We start from the raw sequence: 22,544 nt of genomic DNA on the forward strand, positions 1-22,544 counted from the left end.
TGCCGCGGGTCCCGCAGGTGTCCCGGGTCGTGCGGGTGTCACGGGGCACCCGCACGGCCCGCCCTGCCACCCCGGGCCCCGGACTCGCTCCCGCTCGGTCCTCGGGAACGGTTCACACCGATGGCCCCGGGTGGGAGCCTGTGATCATGAGCCGTATCGAAGCGCCCCGCTCCGAGGACACCGCAGCGACCGGCGACCTCCTGGACCTGCTGCTCGGTGGCCTGCCCGCCGAAGCGGTCCTCACCGACCCCGACGTCACGGCCTCCTACGCCAACGACATGGCGAGCTTCTGCCCGGCCGGCAGCCCGGCCGTGGTCGTGCTGCCCCGCACGACCGAGCAGGTCCAGCACGTGATGCGCACCGCCACCGCCCTGCGCCTCCCCGTCGTCCCGCAGGGCGCCCGCACCGGACTGTCCGGCGCCGCCAACGCCTCCGACGGCTGCATCGTGCTGTCCCTGACGAAGATGGACCGGATCCTGGAGATCAACCCGGTCGACCGCATCGCCGTCGTCGAGCCCGGCGTGGTCAACGCCGCACTGTCGAGGGCCGTCGGCGAACACGGCCTCTACTACCCGCCGGACCCCTCCAGCTGGGAGATGTGCACCATCGGCGGCAACATCGGCACCGCCTCCGGCGGCCTGTGCTGCGTCAAGTACGGGGTCACCGCCGAGTACGTCCTGGGACTGGACGTCGTCCTCGCCGACGGGCGGCTCATGTCCACCGGCCGCCGCACCGCCAAGGGCGTCGCAGGCTACGACCTGACCCGGCTGTTCGTCGGCTCCGAGGGCTCGCTCGGCATCGTCGTGCGGGCCGTACTCGGGCTGCGACCCAAGCCGCCCGAGCAGCTGGTGCTGGCCGCCGAGTTCGCCTCCGCCGCCGCGGCCTGCGACGCCGTCTGCCGGATCATGGAGGGCGGCCACGTCCCGTCACTCCTCGAACTCATGGACCGTACGACGGTCAGGGCCGTCAACGCGATGGCGCAGATGGGCCTGCCCGAGAGCACCGAGGCCCTGCTGCTGGCCGCGTTCGACACCACCGCCCCGGCCGCCGACCTCGCCGCCGTCGGCGCCCTGTGCGAGGCGTCCGGGGCCACCCAGGTCGTCCCCGCCGACGACGTGGCGGAATCCGAACTGCTCCTCCAGGCGCGGCGGTTGTCGCTCACCGCGCTGGAGGCGGTCAAGGGCGTGACGATGATCGACGACGTGTGCGTGCCCCGCTCCCGGCTCGCCGAGATGCTCGAAGGGGTGGACCGGATCGGCGAGAAGTACCAGCTCACCATCGGCGTCGTCGCCCACGCGGGCGACGGCAACACCCACCCGACGGTCTGCTTCGACCCGGCGGACCCCGACGAGTCCCGGCGCGCCCGCGAGTCCTTCGACGAGATCATGGCCCTAGGCCTGGAACTCGGCGGCACCATCACCGGCGAACACGGCGTCGGCGTACTGAAGAAGGAATGGCTGGCGCGCGAGATCGGCCCCGTGGGCATGGAGATGCAGCGGGCCGTCAAGCAGGCCTTCGACCCGCTGAACATCCTGAACCCGGGCAAGCTCTTCTGACGGGCGGCCCTCACTGGGCGAGCAGCTGGGCCAGCTCGTCGTCCAGCCCGAGCTGCTCACCCTCCGTCCCCGGCGGCACCACCCGCAGCGTGCGCTCCAGCCAGGCCGACACCGCCGCCGCCGGAGCCTCCAGCAGGGCGTCGCCGTCGGGTGAACTCAGCGCCATCAGCACGACGCTGCGCCCCTCCGTCTTCGTCGGCCACACCCGCACGTCCCCCTGCCCGCACGGCCGGAACACGCCTTCCACCAGCAGGTCTCGGGCGAACGTCCAGTACACCGGGTGCTCGGTGTCGATGTGGAAGGTGACGTGGACGGCGTAGGGGTCGCCGGTGAGGTACCCGAGCCGGGCGGGCACCGGGATCCTGCGTTCGGGCGACAGGACGAGCTTCAGCTCCAGTTCCCGCTCCACGACGGTCTGCATGGCGGTCTTCCCTTCTCCTGACGGCCGCCCGTTGCGGGCCGGTCAGCAGGAGAGAGCGGGCAGCCGCCGCCGCATTACGCGGCTTGCCGGAAGTTTTTTCGCAGGGGGATCCGCCGGAGGGGCGCGGTGCGTAGCACAACGGTGCTCGAAAGGGGCGGGTCCGGTGGGAGCGGCCGTGGGGCTTGCGCTCGTCTGATAGATGTGGAGGCCCCCATTTGGCCCCCGAGCAGATACGGGACGACGGACATGAGCGCCCCAACCCCGGCCCCCGGTGACGACAGGCCCCGCGAAGGGTATTACCCGGACCCGTCCATTCCTGGATACGTCCGGTACTGGAACGGTGCCTCCTGGGTGCCGGGCACCAGCCGGCCGGCGCCCGGGGACGGCGAGTCGCTCGCGCCACCGCCCGGAGCGGGGGCGGCGCAGCCCGCCCCGGTCGAGGAGACCGGCCCGCACTTCTTCGACGAGGACCCGGCCGGGGAGCCGTCCGGATCCCCGTCCGAGTCGCCTTCCGCCGCCGACGCGCAGCACGGCAGCCGCCCCGAACCGGCCTCCGCCTGGGGCGCCGACCGCTCCCGGCAGACCGGCTTCGGCGGCGACCAGGACCGCCGTGTCTCGTGGGGCGCGCCGCAGGGGGCGCAGGGCGCGGCCCCGCAGGGTGCCCAGGCCGGCGACCCGAGGCTGCCGCACGCCGACCGGCGGCCCGACGGGGAGTCCGCCCGCGCCGACGGCACGGCGGACGTCCCCCCAACCGACCGGGAGGCGCAGGCCGCGGCAGGGGGCAGCACGTTCGTGTTCCGCCGCCCGGCGGGGAAGCCCGGGGGAGAGGTGGCCGCGGCCGATGCCGCCGACGACGGCACGATGACGTTCCGCGCGGTGTCCCCGCGCCCGGGTCAGGCCGGTGGGCCGGGGGCCGGGCGCCGGGGCGCGCCCGGGACCGGGTCCGGCGCGCAGGGCGGCGCCGGTGGCTCCGGGGGGAGTTCTTCGGGTCCGGCTTTCGGACCGGCGGGTGCGGGCGGCCCGGGCAGCGGCCCGGCGGCCTCGGGGTTCGGCGCCCAGGGTGGCGCCGGCGGTTCCGGCTTCGGACCGGCCGGGTCCGGGGGCGACCCGGCGGCGTCCGGTTCCGGGGGTCAGGCAGGGGCGGTCGGCGGTGGCTTCGGGCCGGCCGGCCCGGCGGCACCCGCCTTCGGCGGCGGGCCCGGTCCGGCGGGCACCGGCGGGAGCCCGTCGGGGCCCGCGTTCGGCGCGCAGGCCGGGCCGACCGGTTCCGGCAGCGGCTCCGCGGCGCCCGGCTTCGGCGCCGGCAAGGCGGCCGCCGCCCGGGCCTCCGCCGCGCAGGCAGCGGCCGGGACTGCCGCCGCCCAGGCCGCCCCGACGGCACTGTCCGGGCCCCAGGCCGCCCCCACGGTCCCTCCGCAGTCCGGCGGGCCCGGCAGCGCACAGCCCGCCGCCTCCGCTGCTCCGCTCAGCCCCGGGCCCGGCGGCGGCCAGTCCTCCTGGGCGCAGCAGGTGCACCGGCTCGCCGGATCCGGCGGCGGTGACGAGCAGTCCGTCGCGCCCTGGAAGCCGCCGGTCGAGGACGTGTTCCAGGCGGCCGCCCGGCGCCAGGCCGAGGCCCGCCCCGCCGGACTCGGCAAGCGGCTCGTCGCCCGGCTGCTGGACACCGTCGTCCTCGCCGCCCTCACCGCCACGGCCGCCGTACCGCTCGGCACCAAGGCGATCGATCACGTCCAGGAGAAGATCGACGCGGCCAGACTCTCCGGTGAGACCGTCACGGTCTGGCTGCTCGACGGCACCACCTCGGTCTGCCTCGGCATCATCCTGGCCGTCCTGCTGCTCGCCGGCGTCCTGTGCGAGGTGCTGCCCACCGCCAAGTGGGGCCGCACCCTCGGCAAGAAGCTGATGGGCCTCGAAGTGAGGGACATCGAGGGGCACGACTCCCCGGAGTTCGGCGCGGCCCTGCGCCGCTGGCTGGTCTACAGCGTGCCCGGGCTCCTCGTCGTCGGGGTCGTCGGCATGGCCTGGTGCCTCTTCGACCGGCCCTGGCGCCAGTGCTGGCACGACAAGGCGGCGCACACGTTCGTGGCGGGCTGAGCTCCCTCGGACAGCCGTCCGCCGGATGCGGAGGGCGGGGGTTCGCGGTCGACTCGGCCCTATGAGCAGTGAACCGCCCCCCGGCTCCGGTCAGCAGCCGCCGGATGACGACCCGTTCAGGAAGCGTCCCCCGAACGAGCAGCCCGGCGACGGCACCGGCACGCCCCCGGGCAGCGAACCCCCGCCGTACGGGGGCGGCCCTGGCGGTGGCCCGGGTGGGCCCGAGGGCCCCGGTGGTGGCCCGGGTGGCGGCTTCGGAAGCGGCCCGCCCGGTGGTGGTCCCCCCGGCGGCGGCCCCTACGGTGGTGATCCGTACGGCGGTGGCTCCTACCCCGCCGACCCCCTCGCCGGAATGCCCCCGCTCGGTGACAGCGTCCAGCGCACGCTCGCGCGCATCATCGACATGATCCTCGTGGGTGCCGTCGTCTGGCTGCTCACCTGGGGCTTCAACGTCGACGAGTACGACATGGACAGCGACCGCATCGAACTCGGCAGGTCGCTGTGGCAGTCGGTGGTCGCCGCCGTCCTCTACATCGCCTACGACACCGTCCTGACCGCCAGGACCGGCCAGACCCTCGGAAAGAAGCTGCTGCGCATGCGCGTGGCCAACCTGGACAACGGTGCGACGCCCTCCGTGCAGATCGCGCTGCTGCGGGCCGCGGTGCTGTGGCTCCCGTTCGCCTTCTGCTGCTTCTGCTTCTGGGTCGCGATCTCGGGCGGCTGGAGCTACTTCGACCGGCCCTACCGGCAGGGCCTGCACGACAAGGCGGCCAAAACGGTCGTGGTCAGCACAAAATGAGGCGGTTGGGGAACAGCAGGCGGTGAAGAAGAGTCAGCGGGCGGTCAGGAAGCCGCCCGTTCGCGCACCGGCTCCGGGGCCGGTGCCGGGACCGAGGCCCGCAGCGGTTCGGGGGGCGCGGGCCGTTCCACCGCGGCCGGGCGCTTCCCGGGCAGTGGCACGGTCAGGGCGACCAGCAAGCCGAGGGCGAGCGCCGCGAGGGCGATGACCGCGATCCCCACGCCCGAGGTCGTCTGGGACAGCAGCAGCATGGCGAGGGTCGAGAAGATCACGGTGCACGAACCGTAGGCGAGCTGTGCGGCAGTCGGACGGGGCATGGCCATCATGTCCTCGAATGTGGGGTCCATGGGGTGTCGGCCGGGCATTCCGCCGGCTTGAGGGCGTTCCGCCGAACGACATTCTCTCGGGCAGGGTGCCCGACCGGAACCGGCGGTAAGCGTGACCTAATCAACAAGGGCGGTGCACAGGGGGCGCACGGAGTCATGACGTCCATCTAGTGGACATGCGCACGCGCCCGCGGGGCCGATCGGGAGGGTCGCGGGACAACCGTTTGGTTGTCCGTAAAACGAACCTCGCCTCCGCATAATGCACTTGACCTGTCCAAGTCAAGGTCTGTCTTTTCTTCTAAACCTCTAGTCAAATGTCGTCACTTGACTACACGCGTTGATCACGTGCGCGCGGATTCCACGACCGGGACCCCGCCTGCCGCGCGCCCGAACGCGGGGGAGGATCTCAAGTGACCAGTAGAACCTGGACGTTCCGAGCGGCCGCCATAAGCGTGGCGCTCGCGGCGGCCACCGCCACCGCCTCGACGTACGCGGTGGCCGACGACGCCTCGGCCCCCCGGTCCACCACCGTGGACCGGCACGACCCGGCGGATCGTCACCATGACGAGCACGACCTCGAAGGCCCGCTGAGCAAGACGCAGGACGCTCAGCGCCAGGAGGCCCTCAAGCAGGTCATATCCGGCAAGAGCAAGGTAAAGAACCGCGAGGGCTCGAAGGTCGTCCAGCTCAAGGGCAAGAAGGGCGACGACAAGTACGTCGAGCTCGGCCGCGAGAAGACCGACAAGATCTTCACGATCCTGGTCGAGTTCGGGGACAAGGTCGACAGCCGCTACGGCGGCACCGCGGGCCCGCTGCACAACGCGATACCCAAGCCCGACCGCAAGAAGGACAACTCCACGGCGTGGAGGGCCGACTACGACCAGGACTACTTCCAGGACCTGTACTTCGGTCACGGCAAGGGCGTCGACTCGGTCAAGACCTACTACGAGAAGCAGTCCTCGGGCCGCTACTCCGTCGACGGCGAGGTCTCCGACTGGGTCAAGGTCCCCTACAACGAGGCCCGTTACGGCAACAACGCCTGCGGTGACACCAACTGCCCGAGCGTGTGGAACGTCGTCAGCGACGGTCTGAACTCCTGGGTCGCGCAGCAGAAGGCCGCAGGCCGCACCGACGCCCAGATCAAGGCGGACGTGGCCCGGTTCGACGAGTGGGACCGCTACGACTTCGACGGCGACGGCGACTTCAACGAGCCCGACGGCTACATCGACCACTTCCAGATCGTGCACGCGGGCGAGGACGAGTCCGCGGGCGGCGGCGCCCAGGGCACCGACGCGATCTGGGCCCACCGCTGGTACGCCTTCGGCACCGACGCCGGCGCCACCGGCCCCGCGAACAACAAGCTCGGCGGCGCGAAGATCGGCGACACCGGCATCTGGGTCGGCGACTACACCGTCCAGCCGGAGAACGGCGGACTCGGCGTCTACGCCCACGAGTACGGCCACGACCTCGGTCTGCCGGACCACTACGACACCTCGGGCGGCGAGAACTCCACCGGCTTCTGGACGCTGATGTCGTCCGGGTCCTGGCTCGGCACCGGCAGGAACGAGATAGGCGACCTGCCCGGCGACATGACCGCCTGGGACAAGCTGCAGCTCGGCTGGCTGAACTACGACAAGGCCAAGGCCGGCGTCAACTCCTGGCACAAGCTGGGCGTGGCCGAGTACAACACCAAGCACAAGCAGGCCCTGGTCGTCGACCTCCCCAAGAAGGCGGTCACCACCGAGATCGTCACCCCCGCCGAGGGCAAGACCCAGTGGTGGAGCGGCAGCGGTGACAACCTGAAGAACACGCTGACGCGTTCGGTCGACCTGACCGGCAAGTCCAAGGCGCAGCTGACCCTCGACGGCTGGTACGACATCGAGGCCAACTACGACTACCTCTACACCGAGGTCTCGACCGACGGCGGCGCCAACTGGACAGCCCTGGACGGCACGGTGGACGGTCAGCCGATCCCGCGCGACGGCAGCGACAAGCCGGTCCTGACCGGCACGGTCGACGGCTACAAGAAGCTCGCCTTCCCGCTCGACGCCTACGCCGGCAAGAAGATCGACCTGCGCTTCCGCTACCAGACCGACGGCGGCGTGGCCCAGAAGGGCTTCGCGGCCGACTCGATCGCGGTGACCGCCGACGGCGCCCCCGTCTTCACCGACAACGCCGAGAGCGCGGACGGCGCGTGGAAGGCCACCGGCTTCTCCCGCATCGGCGCGTCCTTCACCAAGGACTACGCGCAGTACTACATCGCCGAGAACCGGCAGTACGTCTCGTACGACAAGACGCTGAAGGTCGGCCCGTACAACTTCGGCTTCACGGCGCGCCCGGACTGGGTGGAGCACTACGCGTACCAGAACGGCCTGTTGATCTGGAAGTGGGACACCTCCCAGGCGGACAACAACACCAGCCAGCACAAGGGCACCGGTCTGGTCCTGCCGATCGACTCGCACCCGGCCCAGCTGAAGTGGGCCGACGGCACGCTGATGCGCAACCGCGTCCAGGCCTACGACTCGCCGTTCAGCCTCTACCGCACCGACGGCATGACGCTGCACAAGGCGGACGTGGCGAAGTACATCCCGGGCTCGAAGGGCGTCTCGGTCTTCAACGACCGGAAGAACGACTACTACGACGAGTCGAACCCGACCGCGGGTGTCAAGATCACTGACACCAACACGAAGATCAAGATCCTCAAGGAAGCCAAGGACGGCTCGACGATCGAGCTGGAGGTCGGCGCCGCGGGTAGGTAATCCGCATCCTTGCAGGTCAGAACATGATCGGCGGTGACCCACTGGCGGGTCACCGCCGATCCGTGTTTAGGTGCGTCCTGTGGCTCTCTTATTGACACCGACCGACACAGGGGGATGAGCGCATGGCCGCAGGAGGCTTCTGCAAGCTGCCGAACGGCACGGTGGTGGTGGCACTGAACCTGCCCCGCCCCGCCGCCGACGGCCCCGGAGCAGTGCGCGTCCTCGTCCACTCCGTGAACCGCGCCCGGGCCCTGACCAGGCTCCGCAACCTCGGTCTGCGGTCGGTCTACCTGCGCGGCAACGCCGCCCCGCCCACCCCCGACGAGATCACGGCGGTCCTGCACCACCCCGACGGCCTCATATGGCGCACGGCCCCCGACAACGGTGTCGTGGCCGGCCACCCGGAGCTGGTCCAGGAGCTGTGGCGTCCGATCAGGACCCTCCTGCGGCGCCCGACGGCCCACACCTGACCCGCGCCGGGCCCGCAGGGGCTCGGGACTACTGCACGACCGGCTTGCCCGACAGCTCCACGCCCGCCCCGCGCAGCTCCTCCAGGGCCCGCTCGGTGCTTCCCTGGGCCACCCCGGCCGTCAGGTCCAGCAGGACATGCGTACGGAAGCCCTCCCGGGCGGCGTCCAGGGCGGTGGCCTTCACGCAGTGGTCCGTGGCGATGCCGACCACGTCGACCTCGGTGACCTCGCGGGAGCGCAGCCAGTCGGCCAGGGGCGTGCCGTTCTCGTCAGCGCCCTCGAAACCGCTGTACGCCGCCGAGTACGCCCCCTTGTCGAACACCGCGTCGATCGAGCCGGAGGCGACCGCGGGGGCGAAATTGGGGTGGAAGCCGACGCCCTCCGTGCCGGCGACGCAGTGCGCGGGCCAGGAGCGGGCGTAGTCCGGGTTCGTGGAGAAGTGGCCACCGGGGGCGATGTGGTGGTCGCGGGTGGCCACGACGTGCTGGTAGCCGGACCCGGCCGCCTGGCCGATCAGCTCCGTGACGGCGGCGGCCACGTCCGCCCCGCCGGACACCGCGAGGCTGCCCCCCTCACAGAAGTCGTTCTGCACATCGACGACGATCAAGGCGCGGCGCATGGTCGGTGTCCTTCGGCTATGAGGTCGGTGAGGTCGGCAAGCCCGGCCGGTGAACCACCGAGCGCAGGGACAAGGGGGAGCGGGCGGGAGGGGTCGCGACTCGGTGCATCACGGCACACCGGGGGTGTTCGGAAAGTCCAGCACAGCACCCACGGCGCCCGGCACGCCCCCTCGCCGCACCGGCCGAAGACCCGAGTAGCTCCGCTACGAGGGCCTTCGTCCGGCACGCCGAGGGCACGCACCGAACACCGCGGCCACCGCACTGGACTTTCCGAACACCCCCTAGCTACCCGAGCTCTCGTGCAGGTACTCCGTGGGAAGGACGGGCTCCCCGCGCGAGAGCTGCGTGGCCGACATCGGCAGACCCGCGCGCGCCCTCGTGTGCCGCTCGCGCGCCGCGTCCAGGGGCTCGCGCGCCACCACCTCGCCGCCCTTGACCAGCTCCACCAGCAGCTGCCGGTCCGCGAGCTCGGGCGGCACCGGCCCGGTGCCGATCACCTCGGCCTCGGCGACCCCGTAGGAGTCCGGCCGCCGCGCGGCCCACTTGCGCCCGCCGACCGACGTCTTGCCGCCGGTGGACTTCTTCGCCACCGCCACCAGCGGCGCCTTCGGGTCGGCGGACTCGGCCCGCGCGACCAGCTTGTAGACCATCGAGGAGGTGGGGTGGCCGGAGCCGGTCACCAGCTGCGTGCCGACGCCGTAGGCGTCCACCGGGGCCGCGGCCAGCGAGGCGATCGCGTACTCGTCCAGGTCGGAGGTCACCACGATCTTCGTGTCGGTGGCGCCCAGCTCGTCGAGCTGCTGGCGCACCCGGTGCGCCACGAGCAGCAGGTCGCCGGAGTCGATCCGCACCGCGCCCAGCTCGGTCCCGGCGACCTCGACGGCCGTGCGGACGGCCTCGGCGACGTCGTAGGTGTCCACCAGCAGGGTGGTGCCCCGGCCCAGCGTGTTCACCTGCGCCTGGAAGGCGTCCCGCTCGCTGTCGTGCAGCAGGGTGAAGGCGTGCGCGGAGGTGCCGACGGTCGGGATGCCGTAGCGGAAACCGGCCGCCAGGTCGGAGGTGGTCGCGAAACCGCCGACGTACGCGGCCCGGGAGGCCGCCACCGCCGCCAGCTCGTGTGTGCGACGGGCGCCCATCTCGATCAGCGGCCGGTCACCCGCTGCCGCCGACATGCGCGAGGCGGCCGCGGCGATCGCCGAGTCGTGGTTGAGGATCGAGAGGATCACGGTCTCCAGCAGCACGCACTCGGCGAAGGTGCCCTCGACCCGCATGATCGGCGAGCCCGGGAAGTACACCTCGCCCTCGGGATAGCCCCAGATGTCCCCGCTGAACCGGTAGCCGGAGAGCCACTGGAGGGTCTCCTCGTCGACGATCCCCCGCTCGCGCAGGAAGTCCAGCACGGCCGTGTCGAAGCGGAAGTTCTCCACCGCGTCCAGCACCCGGCCGGTGCCGCCCACGACGCCGTAGCGGCGCCCGTTCGGCAGCCGCCGGGTGAAGACCTCGAACACGCTCCGCCGCTCGGCCGTGCCCGCCTCCAGCGCGGCCCGCAACATCGTCAGCTCGTACTGGTCCGTGAAAAGAGCCGTCGAAGGAACGTCCACCGGCAGCCCAAGGTCCGCTGTGTTCATGATGATGAGCGTACCCCCATTTCGTCAATCTGACGATTGCAGTCCGGGGGGACGCGATCGCCTTGCGGCCAGGCCCGTTTGTGCGACTACCCCCCTCGGGTGGCAGCATGGGCAGTGTGACGTCACCCGCGCCCCTGGAGATCGAACAGACCGAGTCGGCGGAGGAGGTTTTCGCCGTACCCGAGCCGGACGTCCCGTGGGTCACGATCGTCCACAACGACCCGGTCAACCTCATGAGCTACGTGACGTACGTCTTCCAGACGTACTTCGGCTACTCCAAGGACAAGGCCACCAAGCTCATGCTCGACGTCCACCACAAGGGCCGGGCGGTCGTCTCCAGCGGCAGCCGCGAGGAGATGGAACGCGACGTGCAGGCCATGCACGGCTACGGCCTGTGGGCCACCCTCCAGCAGGACCGCAAGTAGCCAGCTCCCCGCCCAGCAGCGAAAAGGCGTTCATGCCCGGAACCTTCGAACCGCTCCCCGGCGGCGGCGCGGCCGTCGCCCTCGACGACGTCGAGATCTCCATCATCCGGTCGCTGGCCGTCCAGCTCCTGGAGCTCATCGGCCCCGGCCCCGCCGCGGACGCCCCCGACGACCCGCTCGCCGAGCTGTTCGCCGAGGGCCCGAGCGAGCCGCCCGGCGACCCGGTGCTCAAACGGCTCTTCCCGGACGCCTACAGCGACCCCGAGCAGCCCGCCTCGGCGCGGGACGCCGAGGAGCAGCGGGCGCACTCCGCGGAGTTCCGCCGCTACACCGAGAACGACCTGCGGGCCGGCAAGCGGGACAGCGCCCTCGCGGTGATCCGCTCCCTCGACGCGCTCTCCTCGGCCTCGGCGGGCGAGGGCGGTGCCGTGCTCAAGCTGTCGCCGGCCGAGTCCCAGCAGTGGCTCGGGGCCCTGAACGACCTGCGGCTCGCGATCGGCTCCCGGCTGGAGATCACCGACGACGAGGACACCGACCTCCTCTACCGCCTCCCGGACGACGACCCGCGCAAGCCGATGGTGATGGCCTACCTGTGGCTCGGTGGACTCCAGGAGACGCTGGTCGGAACCCTTATGCCCTGATCGGTGCAGATTTCGTGACCGCTGAGTGACCGAACGGTGTTCGCTCAGAGGACACTCAAATCCGGATAACGATCCCGTCACCGCACCCGCCGCCTATGGGCTCTTCGGGTGCGTTTTGTCTGCTTCTCCTTGTGTGGTGCGCCACATCGCGCCCTCGTGATCAGTGTTTCGGGCGTGATAAATCTTCACGACCGCCCGGCAGAACACCACCCGAATGTTCGGCCGGGTGCGCCACCGAGCCGGCGACCGCCGGCCAGGCACGAGCGGGCTTCCGGGCCCGCTCAGCTCCATCATTCCGGGGGGATCGAAACCCGATCCGAGGCCGACGAGGGCCCGGGTCGGCATGGAGAAAGGCGCACCACACATGACCTCTGCGCAGGTCGACACGGAGAAAGCACCTGAAGAGGGCTACGAGCGCGGACTCGGCAGCCGTCAGGTCCAGATGATCGCGATCGGCGGCGCCATCGGCGTCGGCCTGTTCATGGGCGCCGGGGCGAACATCGCCAAGGCCGGCCCCAGCATCATTCTCATGTACGCCCTCGCGGGCGTGATCATCTTCTTCATCATGCGAGCGCTGGGCGAACTGCTGCTCTACCGTCCGGTCTCCGGCTCCTTCGCCGAGTACGCCCGCGAGTTCCTCGGCCCGTTCTTCGGGTTCGTCACGGGCTGGACGTACTGGCTCATGTGGGTGGTCACCGGCATGGCCGAACTCACCGCCGCCGCGATCTACATCCACTTCTGGTTCCCCGAGATCCCGCAGTGGGTCAGCGCCCTGGTGTTCCTGGTGGTGCTCTTCGGCGTCAACCTGATCTCCGTCAAGATCTTCGGCGAGGTCGAGTTCTGGTTCTCGATGGTCAAGGTCACGGCCATCATCGGCATGATCGTCATCGGTCTCGGCGTGCTCACCCTCGGCTTCTCCGACGCCGGTGACACCGCCGCCGTCTCCAACCTCTGGGCGCACGACGGCTTCTTCCCCAACGGCATCGGCTCCAGCCTCATGACCCTCCAGGGCGTCATGTTCGCCTACCTCGCCGTCGAGCTCGTCGGCGTCACCGCCGGAGAGTCCGAGAACCCCGAGAAGACCCTGCCCAAGGCCATCAACACCCTGCCCTGGCGCATCATCGTCTTCTACGTCGGCGCGCTGCTGGTGATCCTCTCCGTCGTCAAGTGGACCGACTTCTCCGCCGGCGAGAGCCCCTTCGTCCACGCCTTCGGCGAGATCGGCATCCCGCTCGCCGCGGGCATCGTCAACTTCGTCGTGCTCACCGCCGCCCTGTCGTCCTGCAACTCGGGCATGTACTCCACCGGCCGCATGCTGCGCGACCTGGCCGCCAACAGCGAGGCCCCGCGAGCGTTCGGCAAGCTCAACGCCCGCAAGACGCCCGCCGTCGGCATCACCGTCTCCGTGGCGCTCATGGGCATCGGCGTCGTCCTGAACTACGTCGTCCCCGAGAAGGCGTTCCTCTACGTCACCTCCGTCGCCACCGCGGCCGGCATCTGGACCTGGATGATGATCCTCGTCAGCCACATCCGCTACCGCGCCGCCGTCGACGCGGGCCGGCTGCGCGCCTCGTCCTTCCCCGCCCCCGGCGGAGCGCTCTTCAGCTGGGTCGCGCTCCTCTTCCTCATCGGCGTGACCTGCATGATCGCGTACGACAAGGACGCCCGGGTCTGCCTGTACGTCGCCGCCGGCTGGGCCGTCGCCCTCGGCATCGGCTGGACGCTCCTCAAGCGCCGCAACCCGCAGCTCACCGAGCGCCGCGACCCGGAGTTCGAGCAGGTCGGCTGACCACCCCGCGGGACGCCCGCCGCAGGGAGTACTCGTGGCACTCCCTGCGGCCGCCGCTCAGGGCGTCCGGCATATGGGCCGTTCCGTACCAACCCTCGGTACGGAACGGCCCCTCTGCTTATCCTGGCGAGATGCTGACCATCACCCAGGCCCTCGTCGACCAGATCGTCGCCCACGCGCGCAAGGACCACCCCGACGAGGCGTGCGGCGTCGTCGCCGGCCCGGCGGGCTCGGACCGCCCCGAGCGCTTCATCCCCATGCTCAACGCGGCCATGTCGCCCACGTTCTACGAGTTCGACTCCGGTGACCTGCTCAAGCTCTACCGGGAGATGGACGACCGCGACGAGGAGCCGGTGGTCATCTACCACTCCCACACCGCCACCGAGGCCTACCCCTCGCGCACCGACATCTCCTATGCCAACGAGCCCGGCGCGCACTACGTCCTGGTCTCCACCGCCGACACCGACGGGGCCGGCGAGTTCCAGTTCCGCTCCTTCCGTATCGTCGAGGGCGAGGTCACGGAGGAAGAGGTCCAGATCGTCGAGGCCCACTGAGGTCCTCTGAACAGGGCGGTCTCACTCCCCGGCCCAAAAACGTCCGTCATGTGGGATCACATTCCAGTACCCGGACCGGGAATCGATACGATGAGCCCATGGTTTTCCACGACGTGAGCGAAAAGACGCCGGGCGATCTGCTCGTGGCGCGGCTGCACGTCGACCTGTGCAGGCTCGCCAGCGCCATCTGTTGACGCCCGTCCCTGCCGCCGTACGGCCGTGAGCCGCGGCGCCGCACACACGCACCACCTGCCGTTCCTGCGCTGCCGCGCGCCCCGATCGACTACTCCCGACAGGAGCCCTGAAGCCATGGCCATCGAGGTCCGCATCCCGACCATCCTCCGCACCTACACCGACGGTCAGAAGGCAGTGGAGGGCAAGGGAGACACCCTCGCCGAGCTCTTCACCGACCTCGAGACCCGCCACGCCGGCATCCGGGCCCGCATCGTGGACGGCGACCAGCTGCGCCGCTTCGTCAACGTCTACCTCAACGACGAGGACGTCCGCTTCCTCGACGGCATCAACACCAAGCTGTCGGACGGCGACAACGTCACGATCCTGCCGGCCGTGGCCGGCGGCATGGTCTGATCGACCATGCGCTACGACTCCCCCCTGGCCGCGGTCGGCAACACCCCCCTGGTGCGCCTGCCGCGGCTGTCGCCGTCCGCCGACGTCCGCATCTGGGCGAAGCTGGAGGACCGCAACCCGACCGGGTCCGTCAAGGACCGTCCCGCCCTGCACATGATCGAGCAGGCGGAGAAGGACGGCCGCCTGACCCCGGGCTGCACCATCCTCGAGCCGACGTCGGGCAACACCGGCATCTCCCTGGCGATGGCGGCGAAGCTCAAGGGCTACCGCATCGTCTGCGTGATGCCCGAGAACACCTCGCAGGAACGCCGGGACCTGCTGGGCATGTGGGGCGCGGAGATCATCTCCTCCCCGGCGGCGGGCGGCTCCAACACCGCCGTGCGCGTCGCCAAGGAGCTCTCGGCCGAGCACCCCGACTGGGTGATGCTCTACCAGTACGGCAACCCGGACAACGCGGGCGCCCACTACGCCACCACCGGCCCCGAGATCCTCGCCGACCTGCCGTCCGTCACCCACTTCGTGGCCGGCCTCGGCACCACCGGCACCCTCATGGGCGTCGGCCGCTACCTGCGCGAGCACAAGCCGGACGTCCAGATCGTCGCCGCCGAACCGCGCTACGACGACCTGGTCTACGGCCTGCGCAACCTCGACGAGGGCTTCGTCCCCGAGCTGTACGACGCCTCCGTCCTCACCAGCCGCTTCTCCGTCGGCTCCGCGGACGCGGTCACCCGCACCCGCGAGCTGCTCCAGCAGGAGGGCATCTTCGCCGGCGTCTCCACGGGCGCCGCGCTGCACGCCGCGATCGGCGTCGGCAAGAAGGCCGTCAAGGCCGGAGAGCCGGCCGACATCGCCTTCGTCGTCGCCGACGGCGGCTGGAAGTACCTCTCGACCGGCGTCTACACGGCCGCCACCACCGAGGAAGCCATCGACACCCTCCAGGGCCAGCTCTGGGCGTAGCCGACGGCGAACCCCCCGACGGCCGGCACGGCCGGAGGCACCGACACGAAGGGCTGGAGTCCACGACTCCAGCCCTTTTCCGGTGCCCGGCGTCCAGCGCCGTCCCGAACGCCCCATGCCCCCGGCTCAGCCCGCCAGGTACCGCACCTGGTCCCACAGCGTCGGATCCACCACGCCCACCTGCCGCCGGAAGCCCCACACCGGAACCTCCCGCAACTCGTCCGTCTCCAGGAAACTCGCCCGGCCCTGGGCATCACCGACCGAGCCCGGCGGCAGCGGGATCACCCCGCTGCGCCCGTCACGGAACCGGGTGGTGATCTTCGCGACCGTCGCCCGCTCCCCGCGGACCGCCAGCACCAGACAGGGCCGGTCCTTCGTACGGGCCTCGTCCTCATAAGGCACATCGGCCCACCAGATCTCCGCCGGCTGCGGCCGGCCCTCCGCGACGACGGGCCCCGCACTCCCGCCGCGCCGGGCCGACGGCCGCCGGCCCCGGCCCCAGCCGTCGACGAGCGTGGCGATGAGCGCGAGCAGCACCACCGCTGCGAGCGCCAGCCACCAGGACGTGTCCATACTGAAAGACGTTACCGGCGCCGCCCCTGCCACGCGCCCCCCTCACAGGGATCACCCCCGGCTCTGCCAGCCGAACCGGTGACACCACAGGTGAGTTCGCCCACAACAGGCCTTGGCGGAGGAGCTACCGGAGGTTTTGCGCCTTACGCTCGACGGACCGCACGACCCCCGACGCCCCTCTCAGACTTATCCCGCCAGCGGAGGTTTCTGCTTCATGAAGCTCACCGTCGTCGGCTGCTCGGGGTCGTTCCCGTCCGCGGAATCGGCCTGCTCGAGCTACCTCGTCGAGGCCGACGGCTTCCGGCTGCTTCTCGACATGGGCAACGGTGCCCTGGGCGAGCTGCAGCGCCACTGCGGTCTCTACGACCTCGACGCGATCTTCCTCAGCCATCTGCACGCCGACCACTGCATCGACATGTGCGCGTACTTCGTCGCGCGCTACTACCGCCACGACGGCGGCCGCTGCGATCCGCTCCCGGTCCACGGACCCGAAGGCACGGAACACCGGCTGACCACCGCCTACGCGGACACCCCCTCCGCCTCCTCCATGAGCGAGGTCTTCGACTTCCACACGGTCAAGCCGTCGACGTTCGAGATCGGCCCCTTCACGGTGCACACCGAGCGGGTGGCCCACCCCGTGGAGGCGTACGGCATCCGCATCGAGCACGGCGGCAAGGTGCTGACGTACTCCGGCGACACCGGAGTGAGCCCCGCGCTGGACGAACTCGCCCGGGACGCCGACCTGTTCCTGTGCGAGGCGGCGTTCACGCACGGCAAGGAGGACATCCCCGACCTGCACCTCAACGGCCGCGAGGCGGGAGAGACGGCGGCCCGGGCCGGTGCCCGCCGCCTGGTCCTCACCCACGTACCGCCCTGGACGGACCCCCAGGTCAACCTCGTCCACGCCCGCGAGGTCTACGACGGCCCGGTGGACCTCGCCGCACCCCGGCAGACGTACGAGATCTAAGGGGTGTTTTGCACCACACGTGCAACGGCCCCGGAACCAGGCGGTTCCGGGGCCTTCGTCGTGCCGCGTCTACTTGGCCTCCGCCTTCTGCAGCTCGGCGAGTTCCTCGTCGGACTCCCGGCCCGGCGTCGGCAGGTCGAACTTGGTGATCGCGAAGCGGAAGACCACGTAGTAGACCGCCGCGAAGCACAGCCCGACCAGCACCAGGCCCCACGGGTTGGTCGCGATGCCCAGGTTCAGACCGAAGTCGATCGCACCGGCCGAGAAGCCGAAGCCGTCCTTCATGCCGAGGGCCCAGGTCAGCGCCATCGACACACCGGTCAGCACGGCGTGGATCGCGTACAGCACCGGCGCGATGAACATGAACGTGAACTCGATCGGCTCGGTGACACCGGTGACGAAGGAGGTCAGCGCGAGCGACAGCATCATGCCGCCGACGACCTTGCGCCGTTCGGGACGGGCGCAGTGCACGATCGCGAGGCAGGCGGCGGGAAGGGCGAACATCATGATCGGGAAGAAACCGGTCATGAACTGTCCCGCGGTCGGGTCACCGGCCAGGAAGCGCGCGATGTCCCCGCTCTTCCCTTCGTAGGAGCCCGCCTGCAGCCAGGGGAAGGAGTTGAGCAGGTGGTGCATGCCGATCGGGATCAGCGCACGGTTGGCGACACCGAAGATGCCCGCGCCCACGGCTCCGGAGCCGACCAGCCACTCACCGAAGTTGTGCAGAGCCGTACCGAGAACCGGCCAGATGTAGCCGAAGACGACGCCCATGACCAGACCCGCGAAGGCGGACAGGATCGGCACCAGGCGGCGACCGCCGAAGAAGCCCGCCCAGTCGGGCAGCTTGGTCCGGTAGAAGCGCTGGTAGAGCAGGGCCACCACGATGCCCATGACGACACCGCCCAGCACCTTGGCGTCGGCGGGAGCGTCGACCATGACGGCCTTGCCGTCGACGGCCGCCGCCACCTTGGGCAGGGTCGGGTCGGTGAACGTGCCCAGCACGTTCTTGAACACCAGGTAGCCGACCACGGCGGCGAGCGCGGTCGAGCCGTCCGACTTCTTCGCGAAGCCGATCGCGATGCCCACGGCGAACAGCAGCGGCATGTTGTCGAGGATCGCGTTGCCGCCCGCGGTCATGAAGCCCGCGATCTTGGTGATGAAGCCCGGGAAGGAGTCCCGCCCCAGCATGTCGGTGTTGCCGAGGCGGACCAGGAGGGCGGCGGCCGGCAGCACGGCGACGGGCAGCATGAGGCTGCGGCCGATACGCTGCAGGACCGCCATCACCGCGGAGCCCTTCTTCGGGCCCGCGGGCGCGGCAGTGGCTGTGGACATGAACTTCCTCCATGAGGCAAGGCGCCGCCCGGGGAAGAGTTCGACAGGGGGACGGCGGCGTCTCAGAAAAGGACCGCGGTCTGCGCCGCGCGCCCTCCACCGGTGAGTGGTGTAGACCAGTTGTAGCACGGTAGGCCGAACGAGTGGAACCCGCCAATTCCGCCCGCCGCGGACGATCACACCCCCCGCGCCGCCCTCCATGCCGTGTGCCTTTTGTCGAGAGACGGGCTCGTGGTGTAGACCAGGCGTTCGACGGTCGCGCGAACGTGGCGCCGTCCTTCGGCACACACGACAGGGCCGCTCGCGAAGGCGGGCCAACTGTGGGTTACTGCGACAAAGCGGTTCGGATCAGGGAGAACGAACATGGCCACCAAGGCTGAGAAGATCGTTGCCGGGCTCGGCGGCATCGACAACATCGAGGAAGTCGAAGGCTGCATCACCCGCCTCCGCACCGAGGTCGTGGACCCCGCCAAGGTCGACGAGACCGCCCTGAAGGCCGCCGGCGCCCACGGCGTCGTCAAAATGGGCACCGCCATCCAGGTCGTCATCGGCACCGACGCCGACCCCATCGCGGCGGAGATCGAAGACATGATGTGAAGGGCGGGGATCATCCCGGGCTTCACCCCCTGAGACCCCTCACCACAGGGGCCCTCCCACCGCGGGAAGGGCCCCTCCCGCGGTACGGATAGGCTCAGCCGCATGTCTCGAATCGACGGCCGCACCCCCCAGCAGCTCCGCCCCATCACCATCGAGCGCGGCTGGAGCAAGCACGCCGAAGGCTCCGTCCTCGTCTCCTTCGGCGACACCAAGGTCTTCTGCACCGCCTCCGTCACCGAAGGCGTCCCCCGCTGGCGCAAGGGCAGCGGCGAAGGCTGGGTCACCGCCGAATACTCCATGCTGCCCCGCGCCACCAACACCCGCGGCGACCGCGAATCCGTCCGCGGCAAGATCGGCGGCCGCACGCACGAGATCAGCCGTCTCATCGGACGCTCCCTGCGCGCGGTCATCGACTACAAGGCCCTCGGCGAGAACACCATCGTCCTCGACTGCGACGTCCTCCAGGCCGACGGCGGCACCCGCACCGCAGCCATCACCGGCGCCTACGTCGCACTCGCCGACGCCATCGCCTGGGCCCAGGGCAGGAAACTCGTCAAGGCCGGCCGCAAGCCCCTCACCGGCACCGTCTCCGCCGTCTCCGTCGGCATCGTCGCTGGAGTCCCCCTCCTCGACCTCTGCTACGAAGAGGACGTCAGGGCCGACACCGACATGAACGTCGTCTGCACCGGCGACGGCCGCTTCGTCGAGGTCCAGGGCACCGCCGAAGCCGAGCCCTTCGCCCGCGACGAACTGGGCGCCCTCCTCGACCTCGCCGTCGCCGGCTGCGACGAACTCGCCGCCCACCAGCGCGCCGCGCTCGACGCCGTTCTCGAGAAGTAACGCGACTCGAAGAAGCGACTCGAAAAGTAAAAGGCACACCAAGAAGGGTGCTCGGCACGGGCAACCGCGCCGAGCACCCTCGCGTCTGAACGAGTACGGGCGCACGGCTCACCCCTGTGCGCTCGGCCAGCCGCGCGGGCCCGACCGGCCCGACCGAACGAGAGGGACCGCTCCATGGCCGCGAGCCGCCGACGCCGCACCGCAGCCGTCGCCGCCACCCTGGCGGCCGTCGCGCTGACCGCCGGACTCACCACCGGCTGCGCCGCCGTCGACAAGGCGCTGGACTGCGTCCAGACCGCCGACGCCATCGCCGACAGCGTCACGGAACTCCAGCAGGCCGTCGACAGCGCGTCCAACGACCCGACGCAGCTCGACGAGTCCCTCGACTCCATCGACAAGAACCTCGGCGAGATCGGCGACAAGACCGACAACGCGGACGTCGGCAAGGCCGTGGACGACCTGAACAAGGCCGTCGACAACGTCCGCACGTCGATCAAGAACGGCGACGAGACGCCCGACATCAGCCCGGTCACGGACGCGGCGGGCGAACTGACGAAGGTCTGCACGCCGTAGGCTGCGCCGACTGGGCAGGGCTTCTCGTGCGCCGGGTTTCTGTCGTCGGGCGGCTGCGGATCCGTCGTGGCCGCTCGCGCAGTTCCCCGCGCCCCTGACGGGGCGCGATCATGCCCAGGTTCCCTGCACCCTGACGGGGCGCGATTCTGCCCGGTGATACTGGGTGCATGAGTCGCCTGATCCTCGCCACCCGTAACGCCGGGAAGATCACCGAACTTCGCGCGATCCTCGCCGAAGCCGGGCTGCCCCACGAACTCGTCGGTGCCGACGCCTACCCGGACATCCCCGACGTCAAAGAAACGGGCGTGACGTTCGCCGAGAACGCCCTCCTCAAGGCCCACGCCCTGGCCCGGGCCACCGGCCTCCCAGCAGTCGCCGACGACTCGGGCCTCTGCGTCGACGTCCTCAACGGTGCCCCCGGCATCTTCTCCGCCCGCTGGTCCGGCCGCCACGGCGACGACAAGGCCAACCTGGACCTCCTGCTCGCGCAGCTGTCGGACATCGCCGAGGAACACCGCGGAGCCCATTTCGCCTGCGCGGCGGCCCTGGCCCTGCCCGACGGCACGGAGCGTGTGGTCGAGGGCCAACTGCCCGGCACCCTCCGCCACGAGCCCACGGGCGCGGGCGGCTTCGGCTACGACCCGATCCTCCAGCCGGAGGGCGAGACGCGCACCTGCGCGGAGTTGACCCCCCAGGAGAAGAACGCGATCAGCCACCGAGGGAAGGCGTTCCGGGCGTTGGTGCCGGTGGTGCGGGAGCTGGTGGGCTGAAATATGCGAGAGGGGCCGCCCGGTCCGAGCGGCCCCTCTGTGCGCGTGCGGCCGGTGGGACTCGAACCCACACGGGTGTGAACCCACTGGGACCTAAACCCAGCATGACTGCCAAATTCCATCACGGCCGCTCAAAAACGGTCATCGCGCTCGACCGGCAGCGTTCAGTGTAAGGGCTCAGCGAGTTACGCGACGAGAGGCGTCCTCGCTTTCCTGCGGCACCACGTCTCAGTGAGGGCGTGACAGTTGGGGCAGAGATACCGCAGATTCTCCAGGCGGTTGTCGCGCCAGTTGCCGTTGATGTGGTCGATCTGCAACGTGATCGGCTGCCCCAGCCACTCGCCCTTGTTGCCGCATGTCTGGCATGCGTACGGCACTCCGATTTCGAGCAGGGCGCGGTGGAGCTGAGATCTGTTGGTTCGCCCCGCATCCGAGGGCAGGACGACCAGGACACGTTGAGAGACGGGCTCGGGAGCCGGGCGCTCCGGTCGCGCCCACGTTCTGCGCTTGAAATGGCCGGTGTCCAGTCCGAGCCGAGACACCGCGCGCCTCACGCGTCGGTGATTGGTGTCGTCCACATCCAAGCCGAGGCCGCGCATCACATCGGCGTAGCTCGTGCAGCGCGCTACGAGTTCACGGAGTCTGTCCTCGGGGATCGACACACGTCGGTGGGTGAAATGCGACGTGTCGATCCCATGCCCCCGCAGCATGCGGCTCAGAGTCGCACGGGAGCGGCTGTCGTCCGGTACGCCCAGGGAACGAGCTACGCCGCGCACACTTGTGGCCGTCGCTGTTGCTGCCCGGAGCTCTTCGGCAGTGAAAGGGAGGTCCAAGTCGGGCCTGTTGATACCGGGAAAATGACGGACGTCGATGCCCGCCGCGTGAATGCGCCGTCGGATGTGTGACAGGGTGCCGCTGGCCGGGTCAGCGCCCAGTTTCAGAGCTACTTCGCGCAGCGATGATGACGAGGCGGCCGCTTCGGCAATGGCGGAGTCCGGGTACTTGCGATAAGGGCTGCGCTTGACGAAATGACTCGTGTCGAGTCCGTGCGCCGCCACTCTCTCTTGTAGTACACGCCTCTGGCCTCCGCTTGGTCTGAGGCCCAGCCGTCGCATCAGGTCGGCCCAGTTGCGAGCCTCGGCTACGGTCGACGTCAGTCGCTCATCGCTGTAAGGGCTCGTTCTGTCGCGCACGTAGCTCGTCCTCCCCTGACGACCATCCGTTCGTGGTCTCGCACGGAGTAACGAACCGTTTATCGGACAGTC

General features: G+C 70.3%; 24 protein-coding genes and 1 tRNA gene. 17 read left to right on the top strand and 8 right to left on the bottom strand.

Annotated features, from left to right (window positions below; translation table 11 throughout):
* Window positions 1–140 precede the first annotated feature (140 nt).
* Entirely contained in the window at window positions 141–1,556 is a 1,416-nt protein-coding gene (locus tag ACFCXS_RS07245) for an FAD-binding oxidoreductase (RefSeq protein ID WP_376642067.1), read from the top strand.
* Window positions 1,557–1,566: 10 nt separating this feature from the next.
* Here ACFCXS_RS07245 and ACFCXS_RS07250 read toward each other — a convergent pair whose 3' ends face one another.
* Window positions 1,567–1,977 carry an SsgA family sporulation/cell division regulator gene (locus ACFCXS_RS07250; protein WP_376642068.1) on the bottom strand — a complete coding sequence of 137 codons (411 nt, stop codon included), beginning with the start codon at window positions 1,975–1,977 and terminating at the stop codon, window positions 1,567–1,569.
* A 246-nt stretch (window positions 1,978–2,223) separates the two neighbouring features.
* On the opposite strand from ACFCXS_RS07250, the gene ACFCXS_RS07255 reads away from it, so the two are divergent.
* Window positions 2,224–4,071 carry an RDD family protein gene (locus ACFCXS_RS07255; RefSeq protein WP_376642069.1) on the top strand — a complete coding sequence of 616 codons (1,848 nt, stop codon included), beginning with the start codon at window positions 2,224–2,226 and terminating at the stop codon, window positions 4,069–4,071.
* A 61-nt stretch (window positions 4,072–4,132) separates the two neighbouring features.
* Window positions 4,133–4,870 carry an RDD family protein gene (locus ACFCXS_RS07260; RefSeq protein ID WP_376642070.1) on the top strand — a complete coding sequence of 246 codons (738 nt, stop codon included), beginning with the start codon at window positions 4,133–4,135 and terminating at the stop codon, window positions 4,868–4,870.
* A gap of 44 nt (window positions 4,871–4,914) precedes the next feature.
* Here the strand turns inward: ACFCXS_RS07260 and ACFCXS_RS07265 are convergent, their stop codons facing one another.
* Complete coding sequence (locus tag ACFCXS_RS07265) at window positions 4,915–5,193, bottom strand: hypothetical protein (protein WP_376642408.1); 279 nt, start codon at window positions 5,191–5,193, stop codon at window positions 4,915–4,917.
* 413 nt (window positions 5,194–5,606) lie between these two features.
* Here ACFCXS_RS07265 and ACFCXS_RS07270 point away from each other — a divergent pair, with 413 nt between their 5' ends.
* Both ACFCXS_RS07270 and ACFCXS_RS07275 read left to right on the top strand, forming a co-directional pair.
* Complete coding sequence (locus tag ACFCXS_RS07270) at window positions 5,607–7,955, top strand: immune inhibitor A domain-containing protein (protein WP_376642071.1); 2,349 nt, start codon at window positions 5,607–5,609, stop codon at window positions 7,953–7,955.
* A gap of 122 nt (window positions 7,956–8,077) precedes the next feature.
* Entirely contained in the window at window positions 8,078–8,425 is a 348-nt protein-coding gene (locus ACFCXS_RS07275; protein ID WP_376642072.1) for a hypothetical protein, read from the top strand.
* A gap of 28 nt (window positions 8,426–8,453) precedes the next feature.
* On the opposite strand, the gene ACFCXS_RS07280 is transcribed toward ACFCXS_RS07275, so the two are convergent.
* Both ACFCXS_RS07280 and ACFCXS_RS07285 read right to left on the bottom strand, forming a co-directional pair.
* The gene (locus tag ACFCXS_RS07280; protein WP_376642073.1) at window positions 8,454–9,044 is read right to left on the bottom strand and encodes a nicotinamidase; all 591 of its coding nucleotides are present in this window, start codon (window positions 9,042–9,044) and stop codon (window positions 8,454–8,456) included.
* Window positions 9,045–9,326: 282 nt separating this feature from the next.
* Window positions 9,327–10,673, bottom strand: coding sequence for a nicotinate phosphoribosyltransferase (locus ACFCXS_RS07285; protein ID WP_376642074.1), 1,347 nt, complete (start codon window positions 10,671–10,673; stop codon window positions 9,327–9,329).
* 107 nt (window positions 10,674–10,780) lie between these two features.
* Here ACFCXS_RS07285 and clpS point away from each other — a divergent pair, with 107 nt between their 5' ends.
* From clpS to ACFCXS_RS07320, 7 genes are all read left to right on the top strand, one after another.
* A complete protein-coding gene (gene clpS, locus ACFCXS_RS07290) occupies window positions 10,781–11,098 on the top strand; it encodes an ATP-dependent Clp protease adapter ClpS (RefSeq protein ID WP_376642075.1) in 318 nt (105 codons plus the stop codon).
* Between the two features lie 32 nt (window positions 11,099–11,130).
* Window positions 11,131–11,739, top strand: a complete 609-nt coding sequence (locus tag ACFCXS_RS07295; protein ID WP_376642076.1) for a DUF2017 domain-containing protein — start codon at window positions 11,131–11,133, stop codon at window positions 11,737–11,739.
* A gap of 364 nt (window positions 11,740–12,103) precedes the next feature.
* Entirely contained in the window at window positions 12,104–13,528 is a 1,425-nt protein-coding gene (locus tag ACFCXS_RS07300; protein WP_376642077.1) for an amino acid permease, read from the top strand.
* 131 nt (window positions 13,529–13,659) lie between these two features.
* Window positions 13,660–14,082 carry a Mov34/MPN/PAD-1 family protein gene (locus ACFCXS_RS07305; protein ID WP_376642078.1) on the top strand — a complete coding sequence of 141 codons (423 nt, stop codon included), beginning with the start codon at window positions 13,660–13,662 and terminating at the stop codon, window positions 14,080–14,082.
* 98 nt (window positions 14,083–14,180) lie between these two features.
* The gene (locus ACFCXS_RS07310) at window positions 14,181–14,276 is read left to right on the top strand and encodes a putative leader peptide (protein ID WP_311688247.1); all 96 of its coding nucleotides are present in this window, start codon (window positions 14,181–14,183) and stop codon (window positions 14,274–14,276) included.
* A gap of 115 nt (window positions 14,277–14,391) precedes the next feature.
* The gene (locus ACFCXS_RS07315) at window positions 14,392–14,670 is read left to right on the top strand and encodes a MoaD/ThiS family protein (protein WP_352097959.1); all 279 of its coding nucleotides are present in this window, start codon (window positions 14,392–14,394) and stop codon (window positions 14,668–14,670) included.
* A 6-nt stretch (window positions 14,671–14,676) separates the two neighbouring features.
* The gene (locus tag ACFCXS_RS07320) at window positions 14,677–15,627 is read left to right on the top strand and encodes a PLP-dependent cysteine synthase family protein (protein ID WP_248507850.1); all 951 of its coding nucleotides are present in this window, start codon (window positions 14,677–14,679) and stop codon (window positions 15,625–15,627) included.
* 126 nt (window positions 15,628–15,753) lie between these two features.
* On the opposite strand, the gene ACFCXS_RS07325 is transcribed toward ACFCXS_RS07320, so the two are convergent.
* Entirely contained in the window at window positions 15,754–16,200 is a 447-nt protein-coding gene (locus tag ACFCXS_RS07325) for a type II toxin-antitoxin system PemK/MazF family toxin (protein WP_376642079.1), read from the bottom strand.
* 214 nt (window positions 16,201–16,414) lie between these two features.
* Between ACFCXS_RS07325 and ACFCXS_RS07330 the strand changes: the two genes are divergently transcribed.
* Window positions 16,415–17,167 carry an MBL fold metallo-hydrolase gene (locus ACFCXS_RS07330; RefSeq protein ID WP_376642080.1) on the top strand — a complete coding sequence of 251 codons (753 nt, stop codon included), beginning with the start codon at window positions 16,415–16,417 and terminating at the stop codon, window positions 17,165–17,167.
* A 69-nt stretch (window positions 17,168–17,236) separates the two neighbouring features.
* Here the strand turns inward: ACFCXS_RS07330 and ACFCXS_RS07335 are convergent, their stop codons facing one another.
* Window positions 17,237–18,499 carry a PTS transporter subunit EIIC gene (locus tag ACFCXS_RS07335; RefSeq protein ID WP_376642081.1) on the bottom strand — a complete coding sequence of 421 codons (1,263 nt, stop codon included), beginning with the start codon at window positions 18,497–18,499 and terminating at the stop codon, window positions 17,237–17,239.
* Between the two features lie 363 nt (window positions 18,500–18,862).
* On the opposite strand from ACFCXS_RS07335, the gene ACFCXS_RS07340 reads away from it, so the two are divergent.
* The 4 genes from ACFCXS_RS07340 to rdgB all read left to right on the top strand — a co-directional run bounded on the left by ACFCXS_RS07340 (window position 18,863) and on the right by rdgB (window position 21,279).
* Window positions 18,863–19,096 (top strand): glucose PTS transporter subunit EIIB, encoded by a 234-nt coding sequence (locus tag ACFCXS_RS07340; RefSeq protein ID WP_086602225.1) that lies wholly within the window; start codon window positions 18,863–18,865, stop codon window positions 19,094–19,096.
* A 102-nt stretch (window positions 19,097–19,198) separates the two neighbouring features.
* On the top strand, window positions 19,199–19,936 hold the full coding sequence (gene rph / locus ACFCXS_RS07345; RefSeq protein WP_376642082.1) for a ribonuclease PH: 738 nt from the start codon (window positions 19,199–19,201) through the stop codon (window positions 19,934–19,936).
* A 174-nt stretch (window positions 19,937–20,110) separates the two neighbouring features.
* Window positions 20,111–20,509 (top strand): hypothetical protein, encoded by a 399-nt coding sequence (locus ACFCXS_RS07350; protein WP_104779695.1) that lies wholly within the window; start codon window positions 20,111–20,113, stop codon window positions 20,507–20,509.
* Window positions 20,510–20,676: 167 nt separating this feature from the next.
* A complete protein-coding gene (gene rdgB, locus ACFCXS_RS07355; RefSeq protein ID WP_376642083.1) occupies window positions 20,677–21,279 on the top strand; it encodes an RdgB/HAM1 family non-canonical purine NTP pyrophosphatase in 603 nt (200 codons plus the stop codon).
* A gap of 46 nt (window positions 21,280–21,325) precedes the next feature.
* Here the strand turns inward: rdgB and ACFCXS_RS07360 are convergent.
* A tRNA-Leu gene (locus tag ACFCXS_RS07360) sits at window positions 21,326–21,410 on the bottom strand.
* 54 nt (window positions 21,411–21,464) lie between these two features.
* Entirely contained in the window at window positions 21,465–22,337 is an 873-nt protein-coding gene (locus ACFCXS_RS07365) for an HNH endonuclease signature motif containing protein (protein WP_376642084.1), read from the bottom strand.
* Between the last annotated feature and the right edge of the window lie 207 nt (window positions 22,338–22,544).

The organism is Streptomyces sp. NPDC056373, assembly GCF_042262425.1.
Lineage (GTDB): Bacteria > Actinomycetota > Actinomycetes > Streptomycetales > Streptomycetaceae > Streptomyces.

What these genes read in the sequence shown, in the direction of transcription:
- ACFCXS_RS07250 (WP_376642068.1), bottom strand. Translation starts at nt 1,977, where the DNA reads ATGCAGACCGTCGTGGAGCGGGAACTGGAGCTGAAGCTCGTCCTGTCG.
- ACFCXS_RS07255 (WP_376642069.1), top strand. Translation starts at nt 2,224, where the DNA reads ATGAGCGCCCCAACCCCGGCCCCCGGTGACGACAGGCCCCGCGAAGGG.
- ACFCXS_RS07260 (WP_376642070.1), top strand. Translation starts at nt 4,133, where the DNA reads ATGAGCAGTGAACCGCCCCCCGGCTCCGGTCAGCAGCCGCCGGATGAC.
- ACFCXS_RS07265 (WP_376642408.1), bottom strand. Translation starts at nt 5,193, where the DNA reads ATGGCCATGCCCCGTCCGACTGCCGCACAGCTCGCCTACGGTTCGTGC.
- ACFCXS_RS07275 (WP_376642072.1), top strand. Translation starts at nt 8,078, where the DNA reads ATGGCCGCAGGAGGCTTCTGCAAGCTGCCGAACGGCACGGTGGTGGTG.
- ACFCXS_RS07280 (WP_376642073.1), bottom strand. Translation starts at nt 9,044, where the DNA reads ATGCGCCGCGCCTTGATCGTCGTCGATGTGCAGAACGACTTCTGTGAG.
- ACFCXS_RS07285 (WP_376642074.1), bottom strand. Translation starts at nt 10,673, where the DNA reads ATGAACACAGCGGACCTTGGGCTGCCGGTGGACGTTCCTTCGACGGCT.
- clpS (WP_376642075.1), top strand. Translation starts at nt 10,781, where the DNA reads ATGGGCAGTGTGACGTCACCCGCGCCCCTGGAGATCGAACAGACCGAG.
- ACFCXS_RS07295 (WP_376642076.1), top strand. Translation starts at nt 11,131, where the DNA reads ATGCCCGGAACCTTCGAACCGCTCCCCGGCGGCGGCGCGGCCGTCGCC.
- ACFCXS_RS07300 (WP_376642077.1), top strand. Translation starts at nt 12,104, where the DNA reads ATGACCTCTGCGCAGGTCGACACGGAGAAAGCACCTGAAGAGGGCTAC.
- ACFCXS_RS07305 (WP_376642078.1), top strand. Translation starts at nt 13,660, where the DNA reads ATGCTGACCATCACCCAGGCCCTCGTCGACCAGATCGTCGCCCACGCG.
- ACFCXS_RS07310 (WP_311688247.1), top strand. Translation starts at nt 14,181, where the DNA reads ATGGTTTTCCACGACGTGAGCGAAAAGACGCCGGGCGATCTGCTCGTG.
- ACFCXS_RS07315 (WP_352097959.1), top strand. Translation starts at nt 14,392, where the DNA reads ATGGCCATCGAGGTCCGCATCCCGACCATCCTCCGCACCTACACCGAC.
- ACFCXS_RS07320 (WP_248507850.1), top strand. Translation starts at nt 14,677, where the DNA reads ATGCGCTACGACTCCCCCCTGGCCGCGGTCGGCAACACCCCCCTGGTG.
- ACFCXS_RS07325 (WP_376642079.1), bottom strand. Translation starts at nt 16,200, where the DNA reads ATGGACACGTCCTGGTGGCTGGCGCTCGCAGCGGTGGTGCTGCTCGCG.
- ACFCXS_RS07330 (WP_376642080.1), top strand. Translation starts at nt 16,415, where the DNA reads ATGAAGCTCACCGTCGTCGGCTGCTCGGGGTCGTTCCCGTCCGCGGAA.
- ACFCXS_RS07335 (WP_376642081.1), bottom strand. Translation starts at nt 18,499, where the DNA reads ATGTCCACAGCCACTGCCGCGCCCGCGGGCCCGAAGAAGGGCTCCGCG.
- ACFCXS_RS07340 (WP_086602225.1), top strand. Translation starts at nt 18,863, where the DNA reads ATGGCCACCAAGGCTGAGAAGATCGTTGCCGGGCTCGGCGGCATCGAC.
- rph (WP_376642082.1), top strand. Translation starts at nt 19,199, where the DNA reads ATGTCTCGAATCGACGGCCGCACCCCCCAGCAGCTCCGCCCCATCACC.
- ACFCXS_RS07350 (WP_104779695.1), top strand. Translation starts at nt 20,111, where the DNA reads ATGGCCGCGAGCCGCCGACGCCGCACCGCAGCCGTCGCCGCCACCCTG.
- rdgB (WP_376642083.1), top strand. Translation starts at nt 20,677, where the DNA reads ATGAGTCGCCTGATCCTCGCCACCCGTAACGCCGGGAAGATCACCGAA.